This is a genomic window from Neisseria sp. HMSC070A01, from assembly GCF_001810165.1.
Taxonomy (GTDB): domain Bacteria; phylum Pseudomonadota; class Gammaproteobacteria; order Burkholderiales; family Neisseriaceae; genus Neisseria.
On sequence record NZ_KV800123.1, the window covers coordinates 47,411 to 69,350 of the forward strand.

A 21,940-nucleotide genomic window follows, 5' to 3' on the forward strand; every position below is an offset into this window, starting at 1 on the left:
TCAAAAAAGGCCGTCTGAAAGATTTCAGACGGCCTTTGCATTTCTAATCATCACTAAATCAAGCCTTGCGCTTTTACCCAGTTCACAATATCTGCCTCAACGGCTTCAGGCGAACCCGGATTGTCGATTTTAACTCCGTACTCATCCGCACCCAGCTCTTCCAAAATCTCCAGCTGCGAATCCAGCATTCCGGCTTTCATATAATGCCCCTGACGCGACAGCATACGCTCTAGATTGATTGCTTGAGGCGGAGTCAGATGGATAAAAGCCACCTTCCCTTCCGCACCACGCAGAATATCGCGATAGTGATGCTTGAGTGCGGAACAAGTAACGATGGAATATTTTTCCCCGTTTTTTGCCTGCTCTGTCATCCAGTCACGCAAATTGCCCAGCCAAGGATAGCGGTCTTCGTCCGTCAGCGGAATACCGGCACCCATTTTGTCGCGGTTGGCTTGAGTATGGAAATCATCGCCTTCGGCATAGGGACATTGATCAAGATATTTTTGCAACGAGAGTGCGGCCGTGGTTTTACCGCAACCGCACACACCCATCATGACAAAATGTGTCGTCATTTTTCTACTCCTTGTTTATCTGGATTTTAACGGTATTTGAAAACAGGCGGATTGTGTTATCTCAAAAACACTATCCGCCGGCCGTTTTCGATTAAACCAAGATAAACAACACTGACGATAAAGCAAAACCGATGAGTGCGATAAGTGTTTGGTTGACCGTCCATGTCTTCAAGGTCGTCGGCACATCCATATCCAACAGACGGCCGACAAGCCAGAAGCCTGAGTCGTTAAAGTGGCTGCAACCGACGGAACCCGCTGCCGTCGCCAATACCACGCAAGTAATCTGCCAATCGCTGAAACCTGCCGCCGCAACGGCCGGTGCCATCAATGCGGCAGCGGTAGTCAGGGCAACAGTCGCAGAACCTTGCGCAATACGCAAAGCCAAAGCCACCAAGAAACAGCCCAGTAAAACAGGAATACCCAAGTCAGCCATGCTGTCGGCCAAAGCCTTACCGATACCGGAAGCACGCAATACGCCGCCGAACATACCACCTGCACCGGTAATCAAAATAACCGAGCAAACCGGGCCCAATGCGCCATCGATGGTTTTCTCCAAAGCGCTGGCTTTTTCGCCACGTTTGCTGCCCAATACATACAGGGCCACCAAAACAGAAATCAGCAAAGCAATCGGTGTCGAACCGAGCATTCGTGCAAACTGCACCCAGCCTTCATCCGCACTGACCATTTTCTCGCTGATCAGAGTAGACAAACCAGTATTCAAGAAAATCAACAACATAGGAATCAGCATAATGCCGATGACTGTAGATGCTTTTGCAGACGCTTTCGGTTGGTCGTTATCTTGCGTACCGCCGCTGAGCAGATCAGGAACGGGCACATGAATGCTGCGACCCAAAACTTTACCCAATAAATAGCCGCTGAAATACCAAGTAATCAAGGTAACCGGCAAACCCAAAATCAGCAGTTGACCAATATTTGCACCATAAAATTCAGAAGCGGCAATCGGGCCGGGATGAGGCGGAAGGAAGACGTGCATGACGGAAAATGCGCCAATAGATGCCAACGCATAGGGCAAAACAGTTTGCTTCATGCGGCGTGCCGTTGCAAACACAATCGGCAACATCACCACCAAGCCGGCATCAAAGAAAATCGGAAAACCGAAAATCAAAGAAGCCACGCCTAAGGCAAACGGCGCACGTTTTTCACCAAAAATCCGAATCAGCGCATCCGCCAAAGACTGGGCACCGCCGGAAGTTTCCACCAAACGGCCGAGCATTGCGCCCAAACCGACCAGCAACGCCACGCTGCCGAGCGTGCCGCCAAAATTTTTGACCAACACATCATTAACGATACTACCCATAGGCAGGCCTGTTACGATAGCAGTCAGCAGGCTGACCAATACCAGCGTCAGCAAAGCATGAACACGCAGTTTCACAATTAAAATCAAAATCAGCAAAATTGCTGCCGCCGCAATACCGAGCAAGGTACCGGCACTCAGCGTTTGAGTCCATCCATCCATTTTGAAGCCTTTCTCTGTAAGAAAAATACAAATTTATTAATGTTTTTTAACATATATGAATACGATAACACATTTACCCATGAAATCGTACGGCTAAATCCGGCCAAAATATAAGCACCTATTTTTCCAAACCCTTTTTGTAAGATGCTTGAAAATAAGGAGGACAAAGAAAAACAAGAACAATAAAAAGGCCGTCTGAAAAGTAGTTTATTTTCAGACGGCCTGACATTATGCTTCTCAATAAGATAGAAACAGATGGCTTTTTCAATGATCTGAAACCAAGCCCCTCAGTTATACCTTAGTAAAAATTACCTTGTTTTCCAAACGTGATTTCGGCAATTTGGCATTAAAATTATCTTCGGCGCGATAGCCCAATGCAACAACGGCAACAGCACGATAACCTTTTTCAGCCAAACCAAATTCTTGATCCAAAACAGCCATATCCACCCCTTCCAACGGAACGGCATCCACACCCAAGGCCGCGGCGGCAAACAGGGTAAAGCCCAAATTAATATGAACTTGTCTCGACAACCATTGGGTTTCGTCTTGCATTTGGTCGCGGTGGATACCCAAGAAAGTGCGGCGCGCATTATCGCCCATTTGCTTATTTTCGGCCGTAGCAAAACGTCCGGCTTTATCTTCCTGTTCCAACACGCCTGCCAAATAGTCCTCATCGGCATGCACCCGCGCCGCAAATACGATTACATGAGAAGCGTTGATGATTTTGGGCAGGTTGTACGGAAAATTTTCTGCAGATTTGGCTACCCGTGCTTTCCCTGCTTCATTATCTGTAATCACAAAATGTCAAGGTTGGATATTGACGCTGGAAGGACTGTAGCGCAGTGCCGCTTCGATTTGGGCAAAATCTTCGGCTGAAATTTTTTTGGAGGCATCAAAAGATTTGGTGCTGTAACGTTTTTGTACGATATCCTGAACATTCATCATGTTGTTCCTTAAAATTTAAAACTGTCATAAACACAAAGGCCGTCTGAAAAATCCTTCAGACGGCCTTTATTCTCAAATTTCCGCCGGCGGCTGCGGTGTATCTTCATCTTCCTGCTGCGTTTTCACTTTGGCAAAGCGGCTGAACCAAATGCCTGCTTCATAGAGCAGAATCAGCGGAACGGCAAGCAGGGTTTGGGAAATTACGTCAGGCGGCGTGATGATTGCGGCCACGATAAACGCACCCACGATAACATACGGACGGGCGTTCTTAAGCTGAGCGGTCGAAACAATGCCCATTTTGGCAAGCAACACCACAACAACAGGCACTTCAAACGTCGTACCGAATGCGACAAACATGCCCAAAATAAAGGACAGGTATTTGTCGATATCGGTCGCCATATTGACGCCGACAGGGGTTACACCGGCCAAGAATTTGAAAATAACGGGAAACACCAGAAAATAGGCAAACGCCATACCGACGAAGAAAAGCGTTACGCTGGACAACACCAGCGGCGTAATCAAACGTTTTTCGTTTTGGTATAAGGCCGGGGCGACAAACGCCCAGACTTGATACAGCGTGTGTGGCAACGACAGCAGAAACGCCGCCATCAAGGTAACCTTGACCGGCACAAAAAACGGCGCGATCACATCGGTCGCAATCATGCTGGTATCTTTAGGCAGATTGGCCATCAATGGTTCGGCAACAAAAGTATAGAGCTGCTGGGCAAACGGCATCATGCCCAAGAAGCAGACGACGATGCCGATGACGATCCACATCATGCGGCGGCGCAGCTCGAGAAGATGCTCGATAAGCGGTTGGACGGGTTGTTCGTGTTGAGGTTCGGACACCGGTTGACTCACTTTTTACTTACGGACGCGCAGTTTGGGTTTGGCGTGGAATTTCGGGCGCATATCGCGCTTGCGGCTCATCGCCTGCTTACGCAGAGATGTCGTATGCAGCGGAGGAACATCGGCGGCAGGAGCTTCGACATAGCTGACTTCAACCGCCGGAGCGGGGGAAACCGATGCGGTCAAATACTCACGCCAAGCACGGTCTTGCTCGGACTCGGCATTTTCAGCCCCGACAGGCTCTTGAGTTTGCGCTGCCCCACCCTCTTCAGGAACTTGGGCCGCACTTTCATTTTCAGTGCTGCTTGGCGCCAAATCAGGCAGAGGATTACCGAACTCGTCCACACCAAAATCAGCTGGCGTTTTTTGTTCGGGCAGGCGCTCCCACGGCTTGAGGCCGTCTGAAATATCATTCAGATTCTTTTGTGCATCGTCGCCCAAGTCTTTAATACCATCGCGAAACTCCGAAGCGGCAGCTTCAAATTCCTGCTTGACTTTGCGCAATTCGTCCAACTCAGCCTGAGTATTGAGCTCCTGCTTGACGTTGTTGACGAAGCCTTGCAATTTACCGACCAAACGCCCGGCCGTGCGCGCGGCTTGCGGCAGACGTTCGGGGCCTAACACTATCAGGGCAACAACGCCGACCAGCAGCAATTCGCCCAAACCGAAATCAAACATGGATTATGCTTTGTCTTCGTCTTTTTTGTGTTCGATGACTTCGTCTTTTTTGGCATCTTTGCCGTCTGTACCTTCGTTCAGGCCTTGTTTGAAGTCATGCACTGCGCCGCCGAGGTCTTTGCCGACGTTGCGCAATTTTTTGGTACCGAATACCAAAACGACGATAATCAGTACGATAATCCAGTGCCAGAGAGAGAAGCTACCCATGATAAATCCTTGAATTTGTTTAATTTAAAAAGAGATAATAATTATGCGGGCGTACCCATAATATGGATATGCAGGTGGAAGACTTCCTGTCCGCCGCCTTTGCCTGTGTTGATCAGGGTTTTGAAACCGTCGGTCAAACCTGCCTCTTGGGCGATTTGAGGGACTTTCAACATCATTTTACCCAACAGGGTTTGATGTTCGGCAGTGGCGTGTGCCAGTGAATCGAAGTGTACTTTCGGAATCAGCAGCAGATGTACCGGCGCGGCAGGACGGATGTCTTTGAAACAAAGCATCTCATCGTCTTCGTAAACGGTTTGTGCCGGAATATCTTTGGCGGCGATTTTGCAGAAAATACAATTATCCATAATGGCTCCAATGGCCGTCTGAAAACGGGCGTAACGGGTTTCGCTAAACAAAGTGAAATCGTTTTTGCCCCAAAAGACGGATTCTGAAACAGGTCAAATACGGGATTGTAATATAAATTCAAGATTCTTTGCGAGAAGCTTTTTCCACTAATCCCGACAAACCTTGACGGCGCGCAAGCTCGTTGACCACATCTTCGGCGCGCAATCCGTGATGCGCCAATAAAACCATGGTGTGAAACCACAAATCCGCCACTTCGTAAACCAAATGTTCGCCGCCGCCATCTTTAGAGGCCATCAAGGTTTCACCCGCTTCCTCGATGACTTTTTTCAGAATCTTGTCTTCGCCTTTGTGCAACAGTTGGGCAACGTAAGAAGCATCGGGATCGCCGCCTTTGCGCGAATCGATGACGTTTTGAATTTGGGTAAGGATGGTATCGGTCATGGTCGGTTTCTCTTATTTCTTTCAGACGGCCTTAAGGATGTTTATGTCCGTAAATTGCTTCTTCGTCTTTCAACACGGCATCCACTGTCTGCCATGCGCCCTCTTGCCAAACTTTGTAAAAGCAGCTTTCACGCCCGGTATGACAGGCAATGCCGCCGTTTTGTTCAATCAACATAACCACTGCATCGCCATCGCAATCCAGGCGCAATTCGTGTACTTTTTGCGTATGCCCGGACTCTTCGCCCTTCATCCATTGTTTTTGGCGGGAACGGCTGTAATAGTGGGCAAAACCGGTTTCTACGGTTTTTTGCAGGGCTTCTGCGTTCATCCAGGCAACCATCAGCACACGGTGTGTCTGCCAATCTTGGGCAATCGCGCAAACCAAGCCCTTTTCATCAAATTTTACGGCATTCAGCAGCGTTTCGTTTATATTCGACATTCGTGTTTTTCTCCCATATTTTTCAGACGGCTTGGGTAGCAATCACAAACGCACTTCGATTCCTGCTTCGCGCATGGCCAGTTTTGCTTCGCGGATACTCGCTTCGCCAAAGTGGAAAATACTGGCAGCCAATACCGCATCAGCCTTCCCTTCTTTAATACCGTCCACCAAGTGTTGAACCGAACCGACGCCGCCGGAAGCAATGACCGGAATATCGACCGCTTCACTGACCGCGCGTGTCAACGGCAGGTTGAAACCTTGCTTGGTACCGTCTCGGTCCATGCTGGTCAGTAAAATCTCGCCTGCACCGCGCCGCTGCATTTCGACAGCCCATTCCACCGCATCCAAACCGGTCGGATTACGTCCGCCGTGGGTAAAGATTTCCCAACGGGTGTTTTCAGGGTTGACCGCTTTGGCATCCACGGCAACGACAATCGCCTGAGAACCAAAAAAACCGGCCGCTTCGTTGACCAAATCAGGATTGGTTACAGCGGCCGTATTGATGCTGGCCTTATCGGCACCGGCATTGAGCAGGCGGCGGATATCGGCAACCGTACGCACACCGCCGCCGACTGTCAATGGAATAAAAACTTGTGATGCGACTGCCTCAATAACGTGCAAAATAGTGTCGCGATTGTCGCTGGAGGCAGTGATGTCCAAAAAGGTCAACTCATCCGCGCCTTCATCGTTGTAGCGTTTGGCAACATCAACCGGATTGCCTGCATCGCGTAAACCCAAAAAGTTGACACCTTTTACCACGCGACCGTCTTTTACATCCAGACAAGGAATAATTCGTTTTGCCAATGCCATACTCAATACCTCTTATCCGTTCTCAGGCCGTCTGAAACCGTCAGGCCAAAAATTTGCCCAACCAATCCGGCAAATGTTGCAACAGCTGAAAATAACCAATCCCCGCTATCATTGCCAAAACGCAGGAGATGATGAAATTACTGTCGATGCGACCGACGATGGAAAAAATCAAACCGGCAAATGCCCACACTATCCCATTGAAAATCATCCAATAGGTATCGATAATCGGCAAATCAAACGCCGTCAGCTGTCGCAGTATCACTGCAATCAGTGTAAACCACAAACTTTCGCTTAGCGGATACACTTCGCGATCGGATGACCAGATAATCCAAAAACCCAAAACAAATGCTTCAAGCATACTAATCCCTTAATAAAATATCGATTGGGTTGTTTTTATAATTATTTCAAACAGATATAAACCCATGACCTATACAGTCAATCTCTTTGAGTGCATTTTTGTGTGCTGCGTCAGCCGCTGCGTTTTAATGGCCTGCAAGGTCTTATCCGCATAATCCGACACATTTAAGCCAAAGAATCGGCCAGTTTTTGTGCCTGTGCGAAATCAATACTTCCCTCATAAATTGCGCGGCCGGTAATCGCACCGCTCACACCCTCTTTTTCAACGGCACACAATGCGTGGATATCGTCCAAATTCGTCAAGCCGCCGGACGCAATGATCGGGATATTCACTGATTGGGCCAATTTGACGGTAGCCTCGATATTCACGCCGCTCATCATGCCGTCGCGGCCGATATCGGTATAAATAATGCTGTTGACGCCATCGTCTTCAAAACGCTTGGCCAAATCGACGACATGATGTTCCGTTACCGTTGCCCAACCGTCTATCGCCACCATACCGTCTTTGGCATCCAGGCCGACAATAATCTGCCCCGGAAATTCCTTGCATGCTTCGCGCACAAATTCAGGATTTTTTACTGCGGCCGTACCGATAATCACATCGGTCAGCCCCAAATCCAAATACTTTTCAATGGTGCCCAAATCACGGATACCGCCACCAAGCTGTACCGGAATATCTTTGGCTACGGCGGCCAAAATTTCTTTAATCGCCGGAAAATTTTGAGGAACGCCTGCGAATGCGCCGTTCAAATCAACCAAATGCAAACGGCGTGCACCTTGGTTGCGCCAATGCAAAGCCATCTCTGCCGGCGAATCGGAAAACACCGTCGCCTGCTCCATCAAACCTTGTTTCAAGCGGACACAGTGTCCTTCCTTCAAATCAATGGCAGGTATCAACAGCATTTTTTTCTCCTCTACTCAACTTCAGTATATTTTACACAAATTAGCGATTTTTAGCAGATTTATGTTAAAAGCCTCAAATCTGCCAATTTAAAAAATTACGCAGCAGCAGCAATCCTGCCTGATGGCTTTTCTCCGTGTGGAACTGTGTGGCAAACACATTATCCTTACCGACAATGCAGGCAAATTCATTCGGATATTCGCTGACGCCTAAAACAATCTCTTCATTTTTCGGCGCAAAATAATAGCTGTGAACAAAATAAAAATACTCGTTCTGCCCAATGTCTTGAAATAAAGGGTGCTGACGGGTTTGACGTACTGTATTCCAGCCCATATGCGGCACCTTCAGACGGCTTCCCTGTGCATCGGTTTGATTGGGCAAAAACCGTTTTACTTGACCTTCAAACCAACCCAAACCATCTGTATCGCCTTCTTCGCTGTGTTCAAACAATAATTGCGCACCTACGCAAATTCCAAAAAACGGCTTGTTTTTCAGGCCGTCTGAAACTGCCTCGCCCAAACCGCTTGCCTTCAGCGCAGACATACAGTCCGGCATGGCACCCTGCCCCGGAAAGATAACCTTATCTGCCGCCATCACCTCTTCAGGGCGCGAAGTCAGATAAATTTCGGCATTTTGATTGGATAAGACCTGCGCCGCCTGAACAGATTTCAATACTGAGTGCAGGTTTCCCATTCCATAATCGACAATCGCTACTTTCATTGCTTCTCCTCAGGCCGTCTGAAAACATTTAATGATTAATATAATAATAAGAATGATTGTAGCAAAAGATGGTTTAAAACAAAATATTGCCACCATACAAGATGAATAATAAAGGCCGTCTGAAATTCCAATCGGTTTCAGACGGCCTTTATTCATTCAAACGCTGCCTTATTCTTCTGATGCGGCTTCCGCTTCTTCTTGAACAGATTCTTCGCTCAGCGTGCCTTTAGTAGAAGGCGTTTGACCAATCATGCGCGGATCGTATTCGACTGCCATGCGCAGGGCGCGGCCGAAGGCTTTGAAAACGGTCTCGGCTTGATGGTGCGCATTACGGCCGCTCAAGTTATCGATGTGCAAGGTCATCATGCTGTGGTTCACAAGGCCGTGGAAAAATTCTTCAAACAAATCGACGTCAAAACGGCCGATCAGGGCGCGGGTAAAGTCGATGTTGTATACCAAACCGGGGCGGCCGGAAAGGTCGATGACCACACGGCTCAACGCCTCATCCAGTGGAACATAAGCATGGCCGTAACGGGTAATGCCGGCTTTATTGCCAAGCGCTTGTTTCAGGGCTTGACCCAATACGATACCGATGTCTTCAACGGTGTGATGGTCGTCAATGTGCAAATCGCCTTTGCAGGTAATATCCAAGTCAATCAAACCGTGACGTGCTACTTGGGCAAGCATATGCTCAAGGAAAGGAACGCCAGTATCCAAGCGGTATTTGCCGCTACCATCAAGATTGAGGCTGACAGTAATTTGGGTTTCGCTGGTATTGCGGGTAACGGTAACAAAACGGCCCTCGGTCGAAACACCGGCATCTGCCGCTTCGGCGGTTTGTTTTTCCAAACGCACCGCTTCAACCGCTGCTGCTTTTTCTTGGTCTTTGCTGTGATCACGGTTCAGCCAGCCTTTGCGTTTGTGCATACCGGATTCCAACTTCGCAGCCAGGCTCGGACGGATGCCGCGCGCAGACTCATCGCCTGCTTGTTGTTCCAAACGGCGTTTGAGCTGAGACAGAGAGGCGGAGTTTTCATAACCGCACGCACGTGCAAGCTTGGTCAATGAGCCGGCTTCTTCAACCAGTAACAGAAAATTGGTCAAATGCAGTTGAGCTTTGTTCATGATAATAGTTCCTTGAAATCAAAGATTGGGGTAAAGGTTTTTAATAACGGCCAAGACGGCATCATTTTGCGCTGCCGAGCCTATGGTTATGCGGACACACTGATCCAAAAGCGGATGGCTGCCATGCAGTTTTTTAATCAGTATGCGGTTTTGCTTCAATGTTTCAAACAGTCCGTCCGCATCAGGAACGCGAACGGTAATAAAGTTGGCTTCGCTCGGAAAAACTTGCAAACGGTTTAATTTCAACAATTCATTCATTACACGCGAACGCTCGTTTTTCAATGTATCAATGTTTTGCTGAATAATTGGATGATGTTTCAATGAGAATTTCGCCGCCGCCAAACTCAATTGATTCATATTGTAAGGAGGCAGGATTTTAGCCAGCTCTCCAATAATGCCCGGGCTTGCCGCCGCATACCCCATCCGCAATCCGGCAAAGCCGATTTTGCTGATGGTACGCATTACGACCAGATTCTCAACCTCTCCCGCCCACGGAAGGAAACTGTCATGATGAAATGCGCCATATGCCTCATCAACGACCACAATGCCGGTTGCCGCGCGAACAACCGCCTCTACTTCTTCTCGTTTAAAGCACACGCCGGTAGGGTTATTGGGATAGGCAATAAAAATTAATGACGGCTGATGTTGCTCAATCGCGGACAAAACGGCAGAAAGATTTAAAGTGAAGTCCGGATTTAAGGGAACGCCGACATATTCCATGCCATAAAGCGCGGCATTATGACGATACATAACAAAACTTGGCTCAATACCCAATACACACGCATTGGGTTTGGCAACCAGCATGGTCAAAAACTGGATAAGCTCGTCGGAGCCGTTGCCCAATGCGATTTCCGCCTTGCCGGGAATACCGAAGACTTCCCTTAATTCTTCATAAATCCCGCTCTTGGCCGTATGAGGATACAAATGAATCGGGGCTTCTTTTACTATATCCGCCCATTCTGACAACAAAGATTCATATCCGGCGAAAGGATGATGCGGACACTCCATGGCGTCCAACTTAATAAAACCTTCCGGCAAATCGGCAACCTGATAAGCTGTCATTACTTTAATATCATCACGGATAACGTCAGCAACGCGATTCATGGTTTTCTTATCCTCCTTAAGATAAAGCGTCTATAATAATAGCACAATCTTTATTTGATAAATATATTAATAAGACTATAAAACAGGATAAAGTTTCATTAATTTAAAGAAAAACAATAAATTCTTTCTTGAATATCCTTAAGCAATATTCTTGGCTTCCCCCGCATTTTTAGCGGTATAATTTCGAGTTTTCCAGTACGGCTTACGCCCTTTATATCGTGAACAATACACGCTCCCCGTTACCTTATCTTGCAACTTCCATAAGCCTTATCCTTTTGATTTTGCTTTCCTTATCATGGGAATTATGGATCGCGCCATTGCGCGAAGGCGGCTCATGGCTGGCACTGAAAGCCCTGCCTTTGTGCCTGCCGTTGACCGGCATTTTGAAAAAACGCATCTACACTTACCAATACAGCTCCATGCTGATTCTGATTTACTTTGCCGAAGCCTGTATGCGCCTGGCAGACACGGCTCTCGCCAGCCGGATTTGCGCCGCTATTTCCGTATTATTGTGCATTGCCTTTTTCCTCGGCTGCCTTGCATTTATCAAACAACAAAAACACACATCAAAATGACCTACCACACACTTTCAGACGGCCTGACCCAATCTTCAGTGAAAACCTTTTGGCCTTTATGGCTCAGCTTTATTTGGATTTGCGCCATCCCTTTTCTTTCACTCTACCGAGTCGGCCCATTGCCCAGCTTTTATCTGGAAGCCATTTCACTGAGCGGTTCATTGGTACTGACATTGATTAGCGCACACAAAGGCCTGCTGAATATCCGTCTTCCCGCACTCAGTATCGGTTTGTTTGCCATGGCTGCATTTTGGTCGCTCCAAGCGCGCTTCATGCATTCCACCTACCCCGGTATGAGCGACATCACTGCCTGGACCTTTGTCATTTTGGCACTGGGCGCATGGTCGGTTCGCGGCTGGGTAGCAGCTTACGGACAGGAACGCATCGTCAGCATCTTTGCTTGGTCTTTATTGATAGGGGCCACCATACAGGCCGCCATCGTCTGGCTGCAATTTAAAGGCTGGTCCAACGTAGAATGGTTGAACGGCATTATTGCCCGAAGCAACGGCACCGTAAACGGCCAACTCGGCCAGCGCAACCACTTGGGACATTATTTAATGTGGGGCATTTTGGCGGCGTCCTATTTATGGACGGCACGCAAAATGTCCAATGCAGCAGGTTTTCTGTTCGTATTGGCTTTGACCGCAACCCTCGGCCTTGTCAACTCGCGCACCATCTTAGGCTACATTGCCGCCCTATTCCTGATTACGCCGTTATGGTTTTGGCGTACCCGTTTCCAACACAAACGCGCACTGTGCATTTTTCTCCTGACCGCCATCCTGGCCGCCGCTTTCCAATTCGGTATGGGCAGCCTGTTGGACTTGTTTGGCAACGTCAAATACGAAACCGCTGTCGAACGCGCAGGCACCAGCGGTTTTGAAGGTTCCATGCGCCAAATCGAATGGAGCAAAGCATGGATTGCCTTTCAATCCGCACCTTGGTTCGGCCACGGCTGGAACAGCTTTGCCCAGCAAACCTTCCTGATCAATGCCCAACAACAATACTTCCCCAACAACATCCTTGGCGTACTGTTCACCCATTCGCACAACATCGTTATGCAGTTATTGTCCGAAATGGGCATTGCCGGCACCTTGCTCGCAGCCTTAACCCTGCTTGCAGCCGTGTGGCGACTGTTGGGCCGCAACCAAACACCGGCCTCGCTGTTTTTACTGACTGCCGCCGCCGTCAGCCTTTGCCACAGCATGCTTGAATATCCGCTTTGGTATATCTACTTCCTCACCGTATTCAGCCTGATTCTGTCGTTGACACCCTCTTATCCGAAAGATGTTTCAGACGGCCCTTTATCTACCCGAATCAGACAGTGGACAGGCGGTATAGCTGCTTTATCGATTTTAATCGGCATAGCAAACCTCAGCTGGGAATATCAAAATCTGACCCAATATAGCCGTGTAGGGAAAACCGATGATCAGCAAACGGTTCAAAACAAAATCGACGGCTTGCAACGACTTTCCAAAGAAAGCCCCATGCTTGCCTATTACGCCGATTTGAGCTTGAGCAAACGTGCCGACCCGACCGATGCCTACATCCGTCCGTGGGCGGAAGAAGCCGCACTCAAAGCCCTGACCTACCGCCCCTACTCCAGCGCCTACCAAGTCGGCCTCTACCTCTACCGGCAAGATAAAAAAGAAGAAGGTGCGCAATGGATGCAGGCAATGCAATATTATTACCCTTATATGATGTATTTCTACGCCGACAAAATACGCAGCCACCCGGCATTCGCCCCCTTGCTGCCCAAACTTTTGTCCGATTGCAAAGATTTCATCAACGCACCGAAACACCAAACCGCCCAATCATGCGACAAACCCTGAACAAAACACACCCAATTGTCAGTTTGTCCTTACAGGCCGTCTGAAAATGTAAAGAGCAGCGAGTTTCTATGCAAAAAAGCGCAAAAGCACAGAAAATTACGCTATCAACAAAAGCAGATTGCATGTTAAGATTGAACACAACTCTATTTTAAGCGCCGTACTGCCATTTAGTACCGCGGCGCATACAATCACGAAAAGGAAATTCCATGAGTCGCGTATTACTCGTAGATGACGATGCTCTCTTGACCGAATTGCTGACCGAATACCTGACTGCCGAAGGCCTCAACGTTCATAGCGTTCCCGACGGTGAAGCCGGCGTTCAAGAAATTCTGACCGGACAATACGATGTCGTCGTATTAGACTCCATGATGCCTAAAATGAACGGTTTGGACGTACTGAAAAACGTACGCACCCAAAGCACCGTACCCATCATCATGCTGACCGCGAAAGGCGACGATATCGACCGCATCATCGGTCTGGAAATGGGTGCGGACGATTATGTTCCGAAACCATGCACACCGCGCGAACTCTTGGCCCGCATCAACGCCATCTTGCGCCGTGCGCAACACAGCAACGAACAAAACAACGCGCCTAACAGCATTTCTGTCAGCGACGTCGTTTTGTACCCGGCCAAACGCCAAGCCAGCATCAAAGATACTCCGCTCGAATTGACCAGCACCGAATTCAACCTGCTCGAAGTTTTAATGCGCCACGCCGGACAAGTCGTCAGCAAAGAGACCCTGTCTATCGAGGCACTCGACCGCAAACTGGCTAAATTTGACCGCAGCATCGACGTACACATCTCCAGCATCCGCCACAAATTGGGCGATGCTTCCCTGATTCAAACTGTACGCGGCTTAGGCTACCTGTTTGTTAAAAACTAAAGATTAAACAGATCAATGAAACTGTTTCAACGCATCTTCGCCACATTTTGCGCAGTCATCGTCTGCGCAATCTTTGTGGCGAGTTTTTCATTTTGGCTGGTACAAAACACCCTCGCCGAAAACCAATTCAACCAACGCCGCACCATCGAAACCACATTGATGAGCAGCATCATCTCCGCGTTCAACTCGCGCGGAGACAGCGGTGCGCGCGAAATTCTTTCAGAATGGAAAAACAATCCGGTTTCCAATGCCGTTTATGTGATTACCGGCGACGATAAAAAAGATATTTTAGGCCGCAACATCGACAGCCTGTCCATCGAACGCGCCCGCATCTTTGCCATCAACAATCCCGAATCCGATTTAGCCCACATTGAATACGACCGTTTCGGCGAAGAATACCTCTTCTTCATTAAAGGCTGGGACAACCATCAAGCCCAACGCCTACCCAGCCCGCTTTTCATTCCCGGCCTGCCGCTTTCGCCGATTTGGCACGAATTTATCATTCTGTCTTTCATCATCATCGTCGGCCTCTTGATGGCATATATCCTTGCCAACAACATCACCAAGCCCATTAAAATTCTCGGCGGCGGTATGGACAGGGTAGCCAACGGCGAACTCGAAACACGCATTTCCCAGCAGGTTGACGACCGAGACGACGAATTGTCCCACCTTGCCGTACAGTTCGACAAAATGGCCGAAAAATTGGAAAAACTTGTGGCCAAAGAGCGTCATTTGCTCCACCACGTTTCTCATGAAATGCGTTCGCCGCTGGCGCGCATGCAGGCAATTGTCGGCCTGATTCAATCTCAGCCGCAAAAACAAGAGCAATACCTCAAGCGGCTTGAAGGCGAATTGGTGCGTATGGATACTTTGGTAGGTGAATTATTGACCCTCTCCCGCCTGGAGACCTCCAATATTCCTTTGGAAAAAGAAAACCTCAAACTCGTTCCGTTCCTGACCAACTTGATTGAGGACAACCAAAGCATTGCCCACCAAAACAATCAAAGCGTTACCCTGAGCATTGACCCTAAAATCCCTGAAAATGCCGTGATCAGTGCCAACGAAGGCTATCTGTACCGCGCCTTTGACAACGTTATCCGTAATGCCATCAATTACAGTCCGGAAGGCAGCACCATTCAAGCCCATATCGGACAAGACGGCAAAAACTGGATTATCGATGTTACCGACAACGGCCCGGGTGTCGATGAAATGCAGCTTCCGCATATTTTTACCGCCTTTTATCGTGCCGACTCCAGCGCACACAAACCCGGCACCGGCTTGGGGCTTGCCTTGACGCAACACATTATGGAACAGCACTGCGGCAAAATCATTGCTGAAAACATCAAACCCAACGGCCTGAGGATGCGTTTCATCCTTCCCAAAAAGAAAGCCGGAGACAAAAAAGAAGCCTAAAAATAAGGCCGTCTGAAACTCTTCAGACGGCCCAAAACACAAATAAGGAACCATCATGAATGCAACCGTCCAAACCGGCTACTTCTTCATGCCCGAACACATCATCCTTGTCGGCGCCAGCGAACGTCCGCACAGCCTTGGCGAACGCATTTTCAGCCACCTGCTCGGTTCCTCATATCAAGGCAAAATCACGCCCGTCAATCTCCGCCACAGCAGCGTCGCCGGCCTCCCCTCCTACTCCAGCCTCAGCAAAATTCCAGGCCAGGCCGACTTAGTTGTTGCCGTCATCCCGCACGACCATTACGACACACTGTTCAAAGCCTGCCGCAAAAAAGGCCTGCGCCACATTATCCTGATCCAAGATTGGGAAAACCTGCCGCCCGAATCCTGCAAAAACGCCCGTTCCATCATTCAAAAATATCACGGCGACGAATTAAACATCAGCGTGTGCAACAGCGCAGGCGTCCAACTTCCCTCACTCAATCTCAATATCGGCACCCAAGCCGACTATCCGGCCGGCCATATCGCATTACTCACCGGCCACAGCACTGTCAGCCGCAACATCAACCATCTGCTGAACACAATGCATCAAGGCGTATCGCGCCACATCAGCCTCAACTACAACCTAAGCCCCACCACATCCGCCGACTGGCTCAACCGCTTCGGCCACAACCGCCATACCAAAGTTGCCGTCATTCACTACAATCCGGCCGAAAACCAACGCGAGCTGTTCAGCGCCATCCGACACTTTGCACGCCACACCCCGCTTATCCTGTTGTCCACACACTACACCGACGACACAGATAAAGCCGTCCTACACAGCCTCAGCCGCCATTGCAACTTCCTGCCAGTATTCAATACCAACGAACTCGAAGCAGCCTTAAAAGCCCATCTTTCCGGCATTCCCGTCATTACCCATCCCACTATTTTGTCCGATACGCCGATAGAATGGCTGCGCAGCACCGCCGATGCCTGCCAATTGACCCTCAACCTCCCAACCGACGCACCATCCATCCAACAAGGCTGCATCGGCAGCGACCCCACGCCCGCACGCATCCACCGCCTGGCACTCGAACAATTGCAAAATCCGCACACCCAAGCCCTGCTCGGCATTATTTCGTCGGACACGCCGGACGCGTACGGTATTCATCAAACACTGAATAACTTAGCACAAAAAACCAGCAAGCCCATTCTCATCAGCCATCGTTTTTCAGACGGCCTGACCCGGTTCAACACCCCGGAAGAAGCCTTGCTGACACTTTATTTCCGCAATCAAACCGCCTGTTTGCAACAAGCGCAAAACACCCCTGCCCCAGCAAAAACAGGCCGTCTGAAAACGCCTAAAAACAAAAGTATCGATAAAGCCATTGCATCCGGTCAAACCGACCTGATGGCAGAGGCCCTGTACCTGCCTCCGTGCCAAACCCAAAAGCATAATGCCGTTCAATTCCGATTCAGCCGTCATCCCATTTACGGCAACATCCTTACCGCCCATTACAACGGCCAAACCCAAGCCGCATTACCGCCCTTTACCACGCTCGATATCCAGCGTTTAAGCCAATTTGCAGAACTTGACAATACTTCCGTTCTCAATCAATTCCTGCATTCCCTAAACACGCTTATCCACAACAACCAGCATATCGGCGACATCATCCTCAACTACAACGGCAGCCAATACAGCAGCACCATCATTCCCGAAATTGTGGAAAAACCAGCCGCGCCAACAACCAAAATCCCCAAAAAAGCCGTCCAAACCTTAGAACAGGCCGCCGCCAAAATGCAAAGTGCCGCCGCCTACCTCCAACAAAAGAATCCGGCCGCAGCCGAGTTTCTACGCAACACCGGCGAAGCCGCGTCCGAACTGCTGCATCCTAAAACCGAAACACCCGAAATACAAAACGTACTCGCCCCCTACCCGAACCAAACCGACACATTCACCCTACCCGACGGCAACACCCTGCACATTCGCGCACTAGAGCCTGAAGATGCCGAAGCCAAACAAAAATTTGTCCGTCAATTACCCGCGGCCGACCGCTATACGCGCTTCATGACCCACACCAACGAATTGCCGCAGCCCACACTCGCACGGCTGACCTGCCCCGATTTCCATAACGAATGCGCATGGGCCGCCTTCGCTTCAGACGGCCGTATCGTCGCAGTCAGCCGTTACAGCCGCATCAATCGCAACGAATGCGAATTCGGCATTACATTGGCCGCCGAAGCCCGCAAAACCGGCTTGGCCGGCAAAATGATGAGCCTCATTATCCAAACTGCCACACAGCAAGGTTATCAAACCATGAATGCGGAAATCCTCAAAGAAAACACACCGATGCTCAAACTCGCTGAAAAATCAGGATTTACCGTTACCCCATCGGAAACCGACCGCGGACTGTATCAAGCAAGCCTCGATTTGAACGAATGGCAAAACAGCAACAAAAACAAATAAAAACTTGCATAACCCGTGTGAAATATCCTAAAATTAGCGGTTTCTATATATCCGCATTTTTCAAAAGGACTCAAAATGGTAGTTATCCGTTTGGCTCGCGGCGGCTCAAAACACCGCCCTTTCTTCAACGTAGTCGTAACTGACTCTCGCAACCGTCGTGACGGCCGCTTCATCGAGCGCGTAGGTTTCTACAACCCCGTTGCCAACGAAAAACAAGAACGCGTACGTTTCGACGCAGACCGCATCAACCACTGGGTCGCTCAAGGCGCGAAAGTTAGCGATGCAGTTGCCAAACTGATTAAAGAGCAAAAAATCGCTGCTTAATCAGCTGAAACGACCATGACAGACACTCAAAAACGGGTAGCCATGGGCTACATCAAAGGCGTATTCGGCATTAAAGGCTGGCTTAAAATTGCCGCCAATACCGAATACACCGACAGCCTGCTGGACTACCCAGAGTGGCAGTTGTGCAAGGATGGCAAAACCCTGAATGTCACGCTTGAAACAGGTAAAATTGTCAATGGCGAACTTCAGGTCAAATTTGAAGGTATAGACGATCGCGATCAAGCATTTGCCTTGCGCGGCTATACCATCGAAATTCCCAGAGAGTCATTCGCCCCTACTGAGGAAGACGAATACTACTGGGCAGATTTAGTCGGCATGACCGTCATCAACAAAGAAAACATCGTCCTCGGCAAAGTCAGCAACCTGATGGAAACCGGTGCGAATGACGTTTTGATGATTAAAGGCGAACACGGACAAATCCTGATTCCCTTCGTCTCCAACTATATCGAATCTGTCGAGACCGACAGCAAAACCATTATCGCCGACTGGGGTTTGGACTACTGATGCTGATTCAAGCCATCACCATTTTTCCAGAGATGTTCGACAGCATTGTCGAATACGGCGTTACAGGCAGGGCAAGAAAACAAAACCTTTGGCAGTTTCAAGCCATTAATCCCCGAAAATTTGCCGACAACAAACTTGGCTATATCGATGATCGCCCCTTCGGAGGCGGCCCGGGAATGATTATGATGGCGCCACCGCTTCAAGCGGCAATTGAAGAAGCCAAAGCAAACTCGCCAAAACCTGCCAAAGTAATTTATCTCAGTCCGCAAGGTCAGCCGCTGACACATAAAAAAGCCGCAGAACTTGCCGAACTGCCCCATCTTATTCTTCTATGCGGACGCTATGAAGGCATAGATGAAAGACTGTTGCAACGCAGTGTGGACGAAGAAATCAGCATTGGCGACTTTGTCGTCTCGGGTGGCGAATTGCCCGCCATGATGTTGATGGATGCCGTCTTAAGATTGGTTCCGGGTGTATTGGGCGATATACAGTCAGCCGAACAAGACTCGTTTTCAGACGGCCTTTTAGACTGTCCTCATTACACCAAACCCGTAGAATTCCAAGGCATGATGGTTCCTGATGTCTTACGTTCAGGAAATCATGGCTTGATTGCCGAGTGGCGATTGAAACAATCGCTACAACGCACTTTAGAGCGCCGACCCGATTTATTGGAAAAGCGCAGTTTAATCCCAAAGGAATCCCGCCTCTTAAAAGAAATCTTGCAAGAGCAACAGGAAATCCAATCATAACTTAGGAAAAACAAATGAACTTGATTCAACAATTAGAGCAAGAAGAAATCGCTCGCTTGAACAAAGAAATCCCTGAATTCGCTCCAGGCGACACCGTTGTCGTATCTGTACGCGTGGTTGAGGGTTCCCGCAGCCGTCTGCAAGCATACGAAGGTGTGGTTATCGCCCGCCGCAACCGTGGTCTGAACAGCAACTTCATCGTTCGCAAAATCTCTAGCGGCGAAGGTGTAGAACGTACTTTCCAACTGTACTCCCCTACCGTAGAAAAAATCGAAGTTAAACGCCGTGGTGACGTACGTCGCGCCAAACTGTACTACTTGCGTGGCCTGACCGGTAAAGCGGCCCGCATTAAAGAAAAATTGCCTGCTCGCAAAGGTTAATCGCTTTCTTCAAAAACCCACTTCAATGAAGTGGGTTTTTTGTTTTTATACAAGATCTCCTCGTCTTTCTTACACAATCCTGTAAGCCAATCACAATTCCCATCTCACGCATAAACTTAAACAGAATCCCCTACTTTTGACCTCTATAAAAAAGGCCGTCTGAAACAAAAGATTCAGACGGCCTTGAATTACATCGGGCGGTTATTTAAACCATCCCGCTAATGCTGGAATACGTGATAATAACAGTGTATCCAAAATCCAAATAACAGCGATTGCGGCAATAGCCGTCGGGAAAATCACAGCCAAAATAAGAAGTGGCACAGCCATTGCCCACCATACCGGCAATTTGATTTTCTGTGCAGGAGGAACCAAACCACGTGCTTCCGAAGGACGGCGTTTCCACCACATCACACAGCCGCTGACACAGATAAAAATAATCGCCAGGCAGAACACAACATTCGCCAACACGCTCCACCAGCCCAGTGTACCCATATGCAAAGCAATACTTGCCGCCATAAACTTGCCAAACCAGTTGTAATCGTCAAAATGAATATCAGCCAGGATTTTGCCACTGTATTGATCAATGTGTACCGTACGATCCGCAGTCGGACTAACCATATCGTAGCTCATTGAGTCTTGCGACAGCGTCCATACGCCGGTTTCGCCTTTAGGTAGGTTCAACTGATAGCGGCCTTTGAAGCCAATTTCGCGCGCAAAGCGGTCAACCGTTTCCAACGTCATCGGTTCACTTGGATTAATGCCGTTTTCGCCCAGTGTCGTACCGGAAACCGGCATAGGCGTCAGCTCTAAAATCCACGGCACTTCTTTGGATTTGCCATCATTCAACACATCGCCATGAGTTGGCACGGAAGATACCGGATTAGGCTCCACGCCCCATTTACCGGCTGGGAATTGACTCCATGCCTGAACCACTTTACCACCCCAAATACCGGCCCAAGCAATACCAGACAAACAGAACAGCAGCAAAATCAAAGAAACCCAAGAGCCAAATGCACCGTGCAGGTTGCGCCACCAAGAACGGCCTTTGCCTGCTTTAGGCAAAAGGACGGCCTTCAGACTACGCTGTTTCACCCACCACAAATAGATACCGGTCACAATCATGATGATGGTTAGCGACGCAGCAGTTTCCAACAAGTAGTCACCAGTCGCACCCATCATCATATCGCCGTGGATTTCGTCCATCGTGTGATACCAGCCTTGACTGCGCGGCATCGTATTCACGACTTTTGCCGTATAAGGATCAACGGCAACCATAGTGGCTTTATCGTCGTTGTTCACACGAAATACGGCCACCATATCATCTGCGCGCGGCGCAATATACTGCACTACAGAAGCAGTTTCCGGATTAACAAACTGTCTGGCGGCTTCAGCCTGAGCCGACAAAGGCTGCACCACTGCTTGCGGCGTAACATGTATCCGCTCGCCTTCTTTACCGGTAATATTGGCAAATAACAGCATTCCCAACCCTGTAACAGCCAGCAGGGTTAAAAACGGTGCAACCAAAAGTCCGGCATAAAAATGCCATCGCCAAACAGTCAAATAACGGCGGTTAGCCTGTTGTTCATTTTGGGAAGTTGGTTTTGTTTCCATATATTCTCTTTATATAATTAAAGTAGACTAATCCTTAAGGATTATTAGCAAACATTTTAATCAAAACCATTCATTTACGAAACCGTTTTTCAAGCGTAGCTTTGAAATACTTCAACATTTAGTTTGCAGGCCGTCTGAAAAAACAAAATAGACAGAAAACAACACTTTACTGAAAACCCATTTTAATCATTGCGGTTTCGGCAGAATTTGGTA

General features: G+C 48.9%; 26 protein-coding genes. 9 read left to right on the plus strand and 17 right to left on the minus strand.

Features of this window, described 5'->3' with window-relative positions:
* Positions 1–53: 53 nt before the first annotated feature.
* The 16 genes from HMPREF2711_RS05695 to hisC form a co-directional block, all read right to left on the minus strand.
* A complete protein-coding gene (locus HMPREF2711_RS05695; RefSeq protein WP_003748636.1) occupies positions 54–572 on the minus strand; it encodes a gluconokinase, GntK/IdnK-type in 519 nt (172 codons plus the stop codon).
* A 91-nt stretch (positions 573–663) separates the two neighbouring features.
* The gene (locus HMPREF2711_RS05700) at positions 664–2,049 is read right to left on the minus strand and encodes a GntP family permease (protein WP_003748638.1); all 1,386 of its coding nucleotides are present in this window, start codon (positions 2,047–2,049) and stop codon (positions 664–666) included.
* A 291-nt stretch (positions 2,050–2,340) separates the two neighbouring features.
* Positions 2,341–2,847 (minus strand): nitroreductase family protein, encoded by a 507-nt coding sequence (locus HMPREF2711_RS05705; protein ID WP_003748640.1) that lies wholly within the window; start codon positions 2,845–2,847, stop codon positions 2,341–2,343.
* A 6-nt stretch (positions 2,848–2,853) separates the two neighbouring features.
* Positions 2,854–2,994, minus strand: a complete 141-nt coding sequence (locus HMPREF2711_RS11280) for a nitroreductase family protein (RefSeq protein WP_231288104.1) — start codon at positions 2,992–2,994, stop codon at positions 2,854–2,856.
* A 72-nt stretch (positions 2,995–3,066) separates the two neighbouring features.
* On the minus strand, positions 3,067–3,843 hold the full coding sequence (gene tatC, locus HMPREF2711_RS05710; protein WP_003748643.1) for a twin-arginine translocase subunit TatC: 777 nt from the start codon (positions 3,841–3,843) through the stop codon (positions 3,067–3,069).
* A gap of 15 nt (positions 3,844–3,858) precedes the next feature.
* Positions 3,859–4,521: a Sec-independent protein translocase protein TatB gene (gene tatB, locus HMPREF2711_RS05715; protein WP_003748645.1), complete on the minus strand. Its 663-nt coding sequence runs from the start codon at positions 4,519–4,521 to the stop codon at positions 3,859–3,861.
* A 3-nt stretch (positions 4,522–4,524) separates the two neighbouring features.
* Positions 4,525–4,728: a Sec-independent protein translocase subunit TatA gene (gene tatA, locus HMPREF2711_RS05720; protein WP_003679438.1), complete on the minus strand. Its 204-nt coding sequence runs from the start codon at positions 4,726–4,728 to the stop codon at positions 4,525–4,527.
* 41 nt (positions 4,729–4,769) lie between these two features.
* On the minus strand, positions 4,770–5,093 hold the full coding sequence (locus HMPREF2711_RS05725) for a histidine triad nucleotide-binding protein (RefSeq protein ID WP_003748648.1): 324 nt from the start codon (positions 5,091–5,093) through the stop codon (positions 4,770–4,772).
* A gap of 118 nt (positions 5,094–5,211) precedes the next feature.
* Entirely contained in the window at positions 5,212–5,535 is a 324-nt protein-coding gene (locus tag HMPREF2711_RS05730) for a phosphoribosyl-ATP diphosphatase (RefSeq protein WP_003679440.1), read from the minus strand.
* Positions 5,536–5,566: 31 nt separating this feature from the next.
* Positions 5,567–5,965 (minus strand): phosphoribosyl-AMP cyclohydrolase, encoded by a 399-nt coding sequence (gene hisI / locus HMPREF2711_RS05735; RefSeq protein ID WP_141745660.1) that lies wholly within the window; start codon positions 5,963–5,965, stop codon positions 5,567–5,569.
* A 51-nt stretch (positions 5,966–6,016) separates the two neighbouring features.
* On the minus strand, positions 6,017–6,784 hold the full coding sequence (gene hisF / locus HMPREF2711_RS05740) for an imidazole glycerol phosphate synthase subunit HisF (RefSeq protein ID WP_003748652.1): 768 nt from the start codon (positions 6,782–6,784) through the stop codon (positions 6,017–6,019).
* Between the two features lie 40 nt (positions 6,785–6,824).
* The gene (locus HMPREF2711_RS05745) at positions 6,825–7,142 is read right to left on the minus strand and encodes a hypothetical protein (protein ID WP_003748653.1); all 318 of its coding nucleotides are present in this window, start codon (positions 7,140–7,142) and stop codon (positions 6,825–6,827) included.
* A 164-nt stretch (positions 7,143–7,306) separates the two neighbouring features.
* Complete coding sequence (gene hisA / locus HMPREF2711_RS05750) at positions 7,307–8,044, minus strand: 1-(5-phosphoribosyl)-5-[(5-phosphoribosylamino)methylideneamino]imidazole-4-carboxamide isomerase (protein ID WP_003748656.1); 738 nt, start codon at positions 8,042–8,044, stop codon at positions 7,307–7,309.
* A 73-nt stretch (positions 8,045–8,117) separates the two neighbouring features.
* Positions 8,118–8,762: an imidazole glycerol phosphate synthase subunit HisH gene (gene hisH / locus HMPREF2711_RS05755; RefSeq protein WP_003748657.1), complete on the minus strand. Its 645-nt coding sequence runs from the start codon at positions 8,760–8,762 to the stop codon at positions 8,118–8,120.
* Between the two features lie 168 nt (positions 8,763–8,930).
* Complete coding sequence (hisB, locus tag HMPREF2711_RS05760; RefSeq protein WP_070615790.1) at positions 8,931–9,887, minus strand: imidazoleglycerol-phosphate dehydratase HisB; 957 nt, start codon at positions 9,885–9,887, stop codon at positions 8,931–8,933.
* Positions 9,888–9,905: 18 nt separating this feature from the next.
* Positions 9,906–10,991, minus strand: a complete 1,086-nt coding sequence (gene hisC, locus HMPREF2711_RS05765; protein ID WP_070615792.1) for a histidinol-phosphate transaminase — start codon at positions 10,989–10,991, stop codon at positions 9,906–9,908.
* A gap of 218 nt (positions 10,992–11,209) precedes the next feature.
* Here hisC and HMPREF2711_RS05770 point away from each other — a divergent pair, with 218 nt between their 5' ends.
* The 9 genes from HMPREF2711_RS05770 to rplS all read left to right on the plus strand — a co-directional run bounded on the left by HMPREF2711_RS05770 (position 11,210) and on the right by rplS (position 20,116).
* Positions 11,210–11,566, plus strand: a complete 357-nt coding sequence (locus tag HMPREF2711_RS05770) for a DUF2069 domain-containing protein (RefSeq protein WP_070615794.1) — start codon at positions 11,210–11,212, stop codon at positions 11,564–11,566.
* Positions 11,563–13,395 carry a PglL family O-oligosaccharyltransferase gene (locus HMPREF2711_RS05775; protein ID WP_070615797.1) on the plus strand — a complete coding sequence of 611 codons (1,833 nt, stop codon included), beginning with the start codon at positions 11,563–11,565 and terminating at the stop codon, positions 13,393–13,395. The genes HMPREF2711_RS05770 and HMPREF2711_RS05775 overlap by 4 nt, the downstream gene beginning before the upstream one ends.
* Before the next feature lie 206 nt (positions 13,396–13,601).
* Complete coding sequence (gene misR / locus HMPREF2711_RS05780; RefSeq protein ID WP_003748666.1) at positions 13,602–14,279, plus strand: two-component system response regulator MisR; 678 nt, start codon at positions 13,602–13,604, stop codon at positions 14,277–14,279.
* Positions 14,280–14,294: 15 nt separating this feature from the next.
* A complete protein-coding gene (locus HMPREF2711_RS05785; RefSeq protein WP_070615799.1) occupies positions 14,295–15,692 on the plus strand; it encodes a HAMP domain-containing sensor histidine kinase in 1,398 nt (465 codons plus the stop codon).
* A gap of 55 nt (positions 15,693–15,747) precedes the next feature.
* Positions 15,748–18,138 (plus strand): bifunctional acetate--CoA ligase family protein/GNAT family N-acetyltransferase, encoded by a 2,391-nt coding sequence (locus tag HMPREF2711_RS05790; protein WP_070615801.1) that lies wholly within the window; start codon positions 15,748–15,750, stop codon positions 18,136–18,138.
* Positions 18,139–18,213: 75 nt separating this feature from the next.
* Entirely contained in the window at positions 18,214–18,462 is a 249-nt protein-coding gene (gene rpsP / locus HMPREF2711_RS05795) for a 30S ribosomal protein S16 (RefSeq protein ID WP_003684452.1), read from the plus strand.
* Between the two features lie 15 nt (positions 18,463–18,477).
* A complete protein-coding gene (rimM, locus tag HMPREF2711_RS05800) occupies positions 18,478–18,987 on the plus strand; it encodes a ribosome maturation factor RimM (RefSeq protein ID WP_070615804.1) in 510 nt (169 codons plus the stop codon).
* Positions 18,987–19,736, plus strand: a complete 750-nt coding sequence (trmD, locus tag HMPREF2711_RS05805) for a tRNA (guanosine(37)-N1)-methyltransferase TrmD (RefSeq protein ID WP_070615806.1) — start codon at positions 18,987–18,989, stop codon at positions 19,734–19,736. Before rimM ends, trmD begins: the two co-directional genes overlap by 1 nt.
* A gap of 14 nt (positions 19,737–19,750) precedes the next feature.
* A complete protein-coding gene (rplS, locus tag HMPREF2711_RS05810; RefSeq protein WP_003679470.1) occupies positions 19,751–20,116 on the plus strand; it encodes a 50S ribosomal protein L19 in 366 nt (121 codons plus the stop codon).
* Between the two features lie 201 nt (positions 20,117–20,317).
* On the opposite strand, the gene HMPREF2711_RS05815 is transcribed toward rplS, so the two are convergent.
* Positions 20,318–21,727, minus strand: coding sequence for a PepSY-associated TM helix domain-containing protein (locus HMPREF2711_RS05815; RefSeq protein WP_003748677.1), 1,410 nt, complete (start codon positions 21,725–21,727; stop codon positions 20,318–20,320).
* Positions 21,728–21,940 lie beyond the last annotated feature (213 nt).

Coding starts and splice junctions, on each gene's coding strand:
- HMPREF2711_RS05695 (WP_003748636.1), bottom strand. CDS start 572: ATGACGACACATTTTGTCATGATGGGTGTGTGCGGTTGCGGTAAAACC.
- HMPREF2711_RS05700 (WP_003748638.1), bottom strand. CDS start 2,049: ATGGATGGATGGACTCAAACGCTGAGTGCCGGTACCTTGCTCGGTATT.
- HMPREF2711_RS11280 (WP_231288104.1), bottom strand. CDS start 2,994: ATGATGAATGTTCAGGATATCGTACAAAAACGTTACAGCACCAAATCT.
- tatB (WP_003748645.1), bottom strand. CDS start 4,521: ATGTTTGATTTCGGTTTGGGCGAATTGCTGCTGGTCGGCGTTGTTGCC.
- tatA (WP_003679438.1), bottom strand. CDS start 4,728: ATGGGTAGCTTCTCTCTCTGGCACTGGATTATCGTACTGATTATCGTC.
- HMPREF2711_RS05725 (WP_003748648.1), bottom strand. CDS start 5,093: ATGGATAATTGTATTTTCTGCAAAATCGCCGCCAAAGATATTCCGGCA.
- HMPREF2711_RS05730 (WP_003679440.1), bottom strand. CDS start 5,535: ATGACCGATACCATCCTTACCCAAATTCAAAACGTCATCGATTCGCGC.
- hisF (WP_003748652.1), bottom strand. CDS start 6,784: ATGGCATTGGCAAAACGAATTATTCCTTGTCTGGATGTAAAAGACGGT.
- HMPREF2711_RS05745 (WP_003748653.1), bottom strand. CDS start 7,142: ATGCTTGAAGCATTTGTTTTGGGTTTTTGGATTATCTGGTCATCCGAT.
- hisA (WP_003748656.1), bottom strand. CDS start 8,044: ATGCTGTTGATACCTGCCATTGATTTGAAGGAAGGACACTGTGTCCGC.
- hisH (WP_003748657.1), bottom strand. CDS start 8,762: ATGAAAGTAGCGATTGTCGATTATGGAATGGGAAACCTGCACTCAGTA.
- hisB (WP_070615790.1), bottom strand. CDS start 9,887: ATGAACAAAGCTCAACTGCATTTGACCAATTTTCTGTTACTGGTTGAA.
- hisC (WP_070615792.1), bottom strand. CDS start 10,991: ATGAATCGCGTTGCTGACGTTATCCGTGATGATATTAAAGTAATGACA.
- HMPREF2711_RS05775 (WP_070615797.1), top strand. CDS start 11,563: ATGACCTACCACACACTTTCAGACGGCCTGACCCAATCTTCAGTGAAA.
- misR (WP_003748666.1), top strand. CDS start 13,602: ATGAGTCGCGTATTACTCGTAGATGACGATGCTCTCTTGACCGAATTG.
- HMPREF2711_RS05785 (WP_070615799.1), top strand. CDS start 14,295: ATGAAACTGTTTCAACGCATCTTCGCCACATTTTGCGCAGTCATCGTC.
- HMPREF2711_RS05790 (WP_070615801.1), top strand. CDS start 15,748: ATGAATGCAACCGTCCAAACCGGCTACTTCTTCATGCCCGAACACATC.
- rpsP (WP_003684452.1), top strand. CDS start 18,214: ATGGTAGTTATCCGTTTGGCTCGCGGCGGCTCAAAACACCGCCCTTTC.
- rimM (WP_070615804.1), top strand. CDS start 18,478: ATGACAGACACTCAAAAACGGGTAGCCATGGGCTACATCAAAGGCGTA.
- trmD (WP_070615806.1), top strand. CDS start 18,987: ATGCTGATTCAAGCCATCACCATTTTTCCAGAGATGTTCGACAGCATT.
- rplS (WP_003679470.1), top strand. CDS start 19,751: ATGAACTTGATTCAACAATTAGAGCAAGAAGAAATCGCTCGCTTGAAC.
- HMPREF2711_RS05815 (WP_003748677.1), bottom strand. CDS start 21,727: ATGGAAACAAAACCAACTTCCCAAAATGAACAACAGGCTAACCGCCGT.